Below are 5,834 nucleotides of genomic sequence, written 5' to 3' on the forward strand. Positions count from 1 at the left end.
AGGCGCAAGGTGCCAATCAAGACGTCTATTTTTATGCATGGGGCGGCGATCCTCAAATCAATGCCTACCTACAGTGGGCGGCCAAGCAAGTTGATGAAAAATACAATATCAACTTGGTGCACGTAAAGCTGAGTGATACCAGCGAAGCCGTCAGTCGCGTCCTAGCAGAAAAATCAGCCAATAATGATGACAAAGGCAGCGTTGATCTCATATGGATCAATGGTGCAAACTTTGCCACCATGAGTGAAAACGATTTATTACTCAAGCAATGGTCAAACAAGATACCTAATTTTGCACTCACTGATCCAGACAACAATCCTGCGGTTAACTTCGATTTTGGCGTACCCGTCAACGGTATGGAAGCACCATGGGGACAAGCGTCACTGACTTTTTATTATGACAGCATGTCTACCAAAAAGCCGCCCACCACCTTAAATGAACTCACCACTTGGACCGCACAAAACCCTGGGCGCTTTAGTTATCCTAAACCGCCTGATTTTTTGGGGATGAGCTTTTTAAAATATGCCTTGGTCATGTTACATGAGCAACATGATGCAGATACTGGTGAAGACACCAAATCTCTACTCAACATGCCTGCGACTGAGGAAAACAAAGCCATCGTCCTAGATCCATTATGGGCGTTTTTGGACGATCTGCACCCCACACTGTGGCGCAAGGGTGAGCAGTTTGTTCAAACTGGTGCACAAATGCGTCGCTTGGTCGATGATACCGAGCTGAGTCTCGCCTTTACCTTCTCGGCACCAGAAGTGCCAGCAGCGGTACAACGTTATGACTTACCCCAGAGCATCCGTAGCTATGCCATGAGCGATGGCAGTTTGAGTAACACGCACTTTGTGGCCATTCCTTATAATGCCAGTCACCCTCAAGCGGCGCAGCTGGTCGCCAACTTTTTGATGAGTCCAGAAGCACAAGCCAAAAAACAAACCGCCTCTGTATGGGGGGACAAAACCGTACTCATCCAGTCGACGCTCAGCCCTGAGCAACAAGCCTTATTCAAGACCGATAAAGCTCATCCTAGCGCGCTACCATTTGACAGCATCAAACGTACTGTGAGTGAGCCACATCCAAGCTGGGTTGAGGCCATTATGCAAGGCTGGCAAACACGTTATGGGGTGAGTCCATGAGCCAAGACACCAATAAAGGCAGCACCCAAGGCCAGGCCAATGCTAGCAAAAACTCTAGTGCTAGCCCCATGTATAAGAAAGATTTATTCACACATATCGCTACCCTGAGCCCTAAGTTTTTATTACTGATACTGATACTGCCCGTACTGGGTGGGCTAATCAGTGTACTGTTGCCTGCATTTAGCTGGGTGCCTGCACTTGAGCAAACGACCGTCAGCCTACAGGGCTTCAAAGACCTTTGGATGACGCCAGGTCTTACTCAGATGGTGCTGCTCAGCGTTGGTACAGGACTGATCAGTACCTTGCTGTCTTTTGTCATGACCTTGATGATATTAGCAGCATTCTTTAATAGTGTTTGGCTCACTCGTATTGAGCATTTACTTAGCCCTATTTTGGTCATTCCACATGCTGCAGCAGCGATTGCAGTTGGGTTTTTAATCGCACCCTCTGGTATGTTTGCACGATTGATATCGCCGTGGTTAAGTGGTTGGGAATTAGCCCCAGAAGGCATATTTCCTCATGACCCTTACGGTATCAGTATTATCTTGGGTTTGACCTTAAAAGAATTGCCTTTTTTATTATTAATTGCCCTAGGTGCATTGGCACAACCAGATCTCGGCAAAAAGCTACGTCAACAATATAAAGTGGCTATCAATCTGGGTTATTACCCCGTAACTGCCTTTTTTAAAGCCGTCTTGCCCCTACTCTATCCATTGCTACGTTTGCCTATCCTAGCGGTACTCGCCTATGCCAGTGCTAGCGTAGAGATGCCACTTATCCTAGGGCCAAACACACCGCCGACGCTTGCCGTTACCATCATGCAATGGTTCAATGATGTCGATTTAAACATGCGTATAAAAGCCTCGGCAGGTGCACTATTACAGCTTGTTCTGACCATTGGGCTAATCGCATTATGGCTAGGCGGTGAAAAGCTGATAAAAGTAATGTGTAGTGGCTCGCTGATCAATGGCACGCGCCATCATGCGGATGCAATATGGCAAAAAGTCACAGCCGCTTTGACCGTCATCGTGATTGGCTTTATGTTTATGTCGCTTATTGGTCTGGCTATGTGGTCTGTTGCTGGGTTTTGGCGCTTCCCTGCAGCACTGCCAGAGCAGTTTGTCCTATTGCATTTTCAAAGCGCTTTTATGCAAATGGGTACGCCTCTATTTAACACCATCTCTATTGGTCTTGTGAGCACTGCATTTGCTATTGTGCTTACTTTACTGTGTTTAGAAGCGGAACAACTGAGTGCGAAACGACTCTCTGGCTTTACCAGTTTAATCATTTATTTACCCTTATTGGTGCCGAGTATCGCGTTTCTATTTGGCTTAGTCTGGCTACAGCAACTGGCCAATAATCAAGCAGCGTTTTTTAATGTGGCCTTTACGCACTTACTGTTTGTATTGCCTTATGTGTTTTTATCACTGTCTAGTAGCTATCGGCGTTTAGATCCACGCTTTGCTCGCGTGGCTGCTAGCCTAGGTGCCACGCCACTAAAAGTGTTTTTACAGGTAAAACTACCACAGCTGTTTACACCTATATTGATTGCCGTCGCACTGGGTTTGGCGATAAGCTTTGGTCAGTATTTGCCGACATTGTTGGCAGGTGGTGGACGTATCGCCACCATTACGACAGAAGCGGTGGCGCTCGCGAACGGCGCCAGTAGACGCACCAGTGCAGTGTATGCCATTATTCAAATGTTGCTACCACTGATTGGGTTTATGCTAGCAAGCCTGCTACCAAAATATATTTTTAAAAGTGGTACAAACAACACTCATTAATATGCCCTAAACCAGCCAATAATGACCATATAAATAAAGGGGTTTTGATGTCATCATCTTTACAAATAAAAAACTTAGAACTATATCGGGAAGACACGCGTCTACTGAGCATCGATGAGCAGATTTTTGGTGGTGACATACTCACAGTGATGGGGCCATCTGGTAGTGGCAAATCAAGCTTTTTAAACTGGCTCACAGGCACTTTGCCCAGTGGCTTTCACTCCACAGGTGAGGCGTGGTTAAATGACGAAAACGTCTGTAGCCTACCGCCGCATTTACGCCATATTGGTGTACTGTATCAAGACCCTTTGCTGTTTTCACACTTATCCGTCGCAGGCAATATTGCTTTTGCTATGCCAAAAGGAAATAAGAAGCAGCGGAAAGAAAAAATTGAGCAGGCACTAGAGCAAGTTGGATTAGCAGGTATGGGTAAGCGCCATCCTGACAATTTGTCAGGTGGGCAGCAAGCACGGATTGCTTTACTGCGCACGCTACTCAGCGAGCCAAAAGCGATACTGCTAGATGAGCCTTTTAGCAAGCTTGATACCCAATTGAGAATGGATACGCGGCAATTGGTATTCGATCAAATTCGCACTCATAAGCTGCCTGCTATTATGGTCACGCACGACCAAAGCGATGCCGAAGCAGCCAACGGTAAGGTTATTCATGTAGGATAGGACAAGAGTTTTAGATATTGAAATCAAGCACCCATTCAAAATGACAAAAAAGCAAAACACAAAAGGCAGCTCGCATGTTAGATAAGTTTATCACTCCCGTTATCAAACCGATGCTGAACACTGTCGTTGCAGTACTACACAAGCGCGGTATCACACCAGACCAACTCACGATGCTAGGGTTTTTGATTGGCATGTTGGCATTACCATTAATCGCATTTGAGTTTTGGTATGGGGCACTTGCTGCCATCGCGGTGAACCGTGTTTTTGATGGGCTTGATGGCGCACTCGCTCGCTACGCCAAACAAAGCTCTAGCGCTGGTGGTTATTTAGATATTACCTTGGATTTTTTATTTTATGCCGCCATACCACTTGGCTTTATTTTGGCAAACCCTGAACAAAATGCCATTGCTGGCGCTATATTATTGGCTACATTTATTGGTACTGGCTCTAGCTTTTTGGCATTTGCCATTGCCGCTGAAAAGTTCAATTTGGATAAGCCGCAGTTTAAATACAAAAGCTTTTATTATCTAAACGGTCTGACTGAAGGTACCGAGACCATCGCAATATTTGTAGCATTTTGTCTGTGGCCGCAGCATTTTGCTGTACTCGCTAGCATTTTTGCGACTGCTTGTGCCGTCACTGTTTTCACCCGCATTCATGGTGGCTACAACACTCTGAAACAACTAGAAGCGGATATTCACAAAAGCTGAATATCGTCATTTATTTAAAAGGATTTAAAATACGTATATCAACAAAAGAGTTAACCAATGACAAATGAAGTATGGTGGAGACTGGGCGTTTTTTTTGGCGTGTTAGTCATAATGATGTTGCTTGAGTGGCGCATGCCTGCACGCAAATCCCCGATCAAAAGTAGCAAACGCTGGTTTGCTAACTTTAGCTTGGTGGTTGCGGCTTCTATCGTCACACGGTTGGCCATACCTATCGGCCTGACAGCTGTGGCACTATATAACCAACAGCATGGTATTGGCTTATTTAATATCATTGAGCTGCCCAGTATTGTAGTTATTATATTGAGCTTACTGCTGCTCGACATCGTCATCTATTGGCAGCATCGATTGTTTCATCGCGTCCCTACTCTATGGCGCTTGCATCGAGTACACCATGCCGATGCACACATTGATACCAGTACGGGTCTGAGATTTCATCCTATCGAGATTTTATTGAGTATCGTCGTCAAGTTCATTGCCGTTAGCTTGTTGGGCATACCTGCCATCGCTGTATTAATTTTTGAAATTGTTCTAAATGGACTGGCCATGTTTAATCATGCCAATATTCGCCTAGCACCTGCTATCGAAAAACCATTGCGATTAATATTGATGACTCAAATTTTGCATCGCATCCACCACAGTAAACGCGTGAGCGAGACCGATTCAAACTTTGGTTTTAGCGTTATTTGGTGGGATAAGTTGTTTGGTAGCTATAAGAGTGAAGCAAAAAAATCTGACAGCGAGTTGGATATTGGTTTAAAAGAATATCCTCTGCCCGAACAAAATGCATCGTTATGGAATTTACTCATCATGCCATTCAAAGACAAACCGCCCAAAGGGAAAATCTCTAAAAGTAAATAAACCATCAAGGTAGAAACATTCAAGCTAACAGTCATCAAGCCAAGAACATTCAAGCCAGCAACCATGTCTGCATATTTTTTTAGGTATGGTTAGGGCGTGTTTGATATTCAACCATAGCACTGACAGAGACTATTTTTTAGGCGATTCTAAGGTAAAAATAGTAAGTTTAGTCTTTCTAAGCGTCTATTTTTAGCAATGGAGCGGCAAAAAAGAGTCCTGTCCCTACGGCTGATGCTAAAACTGCACCATACTGCGTTGCAAATCTAGCTACGGCATTTGCATTATCGTCGCTTTGCGCCTTGTCTGGAACAATTTTAGCAATCAGCAGTGCCTATTTGTGAAAGATCAAACACGCCCTAAGCTTTCTCCAATATATCTGATTATGACAAACCCTTATCTATAAACGCTTTGGTACTTACCATTTTAGGTATCCACTCACAATGTAAACCAAATTTACAAATAACTTGAGCGTTCACTCAAATATAATTTGAACGAGTGCTCAAAATGATTTATAGTGGTTGCAGTTGTTAAGCAGCTCGAGCAAATACCATTGATTAATATGATTTATGAACGTGAGTTTTCGCTCAAATAAATATTTGGCTCTTAAGTCGCTTGCACACTTACTCTACAACAATTTAT

5 protein-coding genes are annotated in these 5,834 nt (G+C 44.3%); all 5 read left to right on the plus strand.

Annotation, left to right across the window (positions count from 1 at the left end; translation table 11 throughout):
* Positions 1–1,145 (plus strand): ABC transporter substrate-binding protein (locus tag ACT3RN_RS14160; protein ID WP_444518737.1); only part of this gene is annotated, 1,145 nt, incomplete at its 5' end.
* Positions 1,142–2,929: an ABC transporter permease gene (locus tag ACT3RN_RS14165; RefSeq protein WP_192520559.1), complete on the plus strand. Its 1,788-nt coding sequence runs from the start codon at positions 1,142–1,144 to the stop codon at positions 2,927–2,929. The genes ACT3RN_RS14160 and ACT3RN_RS14165, both read left to right, overlap by 4 nt.
* Before the next feature lie 47 nt (positions 2,930–2,976).
* Positions 2,977–3,606 carry an ATP-binding cassette domain-containing protein gene (locus tag ACT3RN_RS14170; protein ID WP_192520558.1) on the plus strand — a complete coding sequence of 210 codons (630 nt, stop codon included), beginning with the start codon at positions 2,977–2,979 and terminating at the stop codon, positions 3,604–3,606.
* A 74-nt stretch (positions 3,607–3,680) separates the two neighbouring features.
* Positions 3,681–4,316, plus strand: a complete 636-nt coding sequence (locus tag ACT3RN_RS14175) for a CDP-alcohol phosphatidyltransferase family protein (protein WP_192520557.1) — start codon at positions 3,681–3,683, stop codon at positions 4,314–4,316.
* 57 nt (positions 4,317–4,373) lie between these two features.
* Positions 4,374–5,195, plus strand: coding sequence for a sterol desaturase family protein (locus ACT3RN_RS14180; protein ID WP_192520556.1), 822 nt, complete (start codon positions 4,374–4,376; stop codon positions 5,193–5,195).
* The last annotated feature ends 639 nt before the right edge of the window (positions 5,196–5,834 follow it).

Origin of the sequence: Psychrobacter sp. AOP5-GZ1-6 (assembly GCF_052376345.1) — a bacterium.
Lineage (GTDB): Bacteria > Pseudomonadota > Gammaproteobacteria > Pseudomonadales > Moraxellaceae > Psychrobacter.

Coding starts and splice junctions, on each gene's coding strand:
- ACT3RN_RS14180 (WP_192520556.1), top strand. CDS start 4,374: ATGACAAATGAAGTATGGTGGAGACTGGGCGTTTTTTTTGGCGTGTTA.
- ACT3RN_RS14175 (WP_192520557.1), top strand. CDS start 3,681: ATGTTAGATAAGTTTATCACTCCCGTTATCAAACCGATGCTGAACACT.
- ACT3RN_RS14165 (WP_192520559.1), top strand. CDS start 1,142: ATGAGCCAAGACACCAATAAAGGCAGCACCCAAGGCCAGGCCAATGCT.
- ACT3RN_RS14170 (WP_192520558.1), top strand. CDS start 2,977: ATGTCATCATCTTTACAAATAAAAAACTTAGAACTATATCGGGAAGAC.